Source organism: Alteromonas sp. BMJM2, assembly GCF_027257845.1.
Taxonomy (GTDB): Bacteria; Pseudomonadota; Gammaproteobacteria; order Enterobacterales; family Alteromonadaceae; genus Alteromonas.
Genome location: NZ_JAPVOT010000052.1, coordinates 1 through 1,580, shown reverse-complemented (window position 1 = coordinate 1,580; position 1,580 = coordinate 1). Strand labels below are relative to the sequence as shown.

At 42.3% G+C, this 1,580-nt stretch carries 1 protein-coding gene; it reads left to right on the top strand.

Going from position 1 to position 1,580, the window contains the following annotated elements; all coding sequences use genetic code 11:
• The first annotated feature begins 79 nt into the window (after nucleotides 1-79).
• Nucleotides 80-1,129 (top strand): IS110 family transposase, encoded by a 1,050-nt coding sequence (locus O9X84_RS19465; RefSeq protein WP_269521310.1) that lies wholly within the window; start codon nucleotides 80-82, stop codon nucleotides 1,127-1,129.
• The last annotated feature ends 451 nt before the right edge of the window (nucleotides 1,130-1,580 follow it).

Sequence of the window (1,580 nt, the reverse complement as noted above, 5' to 3'; positions counted from 1 at the left end):
TGATAATCATTGAGCCTCCTCCCTATCAGCATAAACTAAGTTTATCCTAATAGGCGACCAAACCAAGGGAGAAAACTCAATGAACTTTTATACTAATACACATCCGTACTATTGTGGAATCGATCTTCATACAAGACTGCTTTATGTCTGTATTATTGATAATGAAAACAATATCCTTGTTCACCAAAAAATCGATGACTCCCCCGAAAAGCTGTTAACGCTTCTAACCCCATTTCTGGGCAATATCGTTGTCGGTGTGGAATGCATGCACTGCTGGTATTGGGTGTCCGACTTTTGTGAAGAGCACAATATTGACTTTATCCTTGGCCATGCGCTTTACATGAAAGCGATTCATGCTGGAAAAACGAAGAACGATAAAATCGATGCGTTGAAAATAGCGAAGCTAATGCGCGGAGGGAATTTCCCACTCGCACATGCTTATTCAAAAGAACACCGATCAATTCGCGATGCATTGCGTCGCCGAACCCACATTATGAGAATGAGTGCTCAGCTTAAAGCGCATGTTGCCAGCACCGTCAGTCAATATAACTTGCCCGCGCTAGAAACTCGTTTAGATTTACGCAATTCACCTGATAGGGAGAAAATGCACCACTTCTTCCCAGATGAAGCGGTGCAAAAGAGTATGGATTTAAACCTGAATATCATTGAAACCATGGTGAGCGAGCTCTACAAAATTGAACATTACGTAAAGACTCAAGCACAAACCCATTGCGCAACTGATTTACATGTTCTCAAATCGTTTCCAGGCATAGGAAAAATTCTGGCGCTGACCATTTTATACGAAGTCGGAGATGTTAAGCGGTTTCCTTCTGTTCAGAAGTTTGCTTCATACTCTCGGCTAGTAAAGTGTAAAGCGGAGTCAGCCGGTAAGTCTCACGGCACACAAGGCAATAAGATTGGCAATGCGCATTTGAAATGGGCATTTAGTGAAGCAGCAGTGTTGTATCTCAAAGGTAATGACAACGCCAAGCGGTATTTAGCTAAGCTTCAAAAACGAATGAGTAAGGCAAAAGCTTTGTCTGCACTGGCCCATAAGATAGGTCGGTGTGTGTATTTCATGTTGAAGAATCAGCAGGTATTCGATGAAGAACGGTTTTTAAACGGGTAAGTCGCGCAGTGGCATGAGCTTAAACGTCTAACTGGTTCAACGGTGAGTATCTTTCTTATCGCACAGTACTCTGCAAAAAGCAGCATCGATAAGTATACCGATATACCAAAACCTGTTGGTTTGATTAGACATGCCACTGTCGCGCATCACTCCTTTTTTACGAATTTGCTTACACCTTCACTGAACCTGATACTAACTGGTCGATACAGCCACTTAGATTTGAATAGGACAGAGGAAGGTTAACCGATGAATGTCTAGTGCCGTTGCCAGTCAAAAGGAATTGAAAAGAGCAACAATAAGAGCCTCTATATGTGTTTGACGTAGGCAATTTGCCTAACATCAACCATGACAGACGAAGTAAACGAGTTCTAAAAAGGCAACGGTATTGATCTTGAAATAGCGGTCAAAGGGCTATCTTTTTTCATTGACAGCCCGGAGGCTCATATGTGTT

Bases quoted from the DNA above. Each gene is read 5' to 3' on its own strand.
- O9X84_RS19465 (WP_269521310.1), top strand. From the start codon at position 80: ATGAACTTTTATACTAATACACATCCGTACTATTGTGGAATCGATCTT.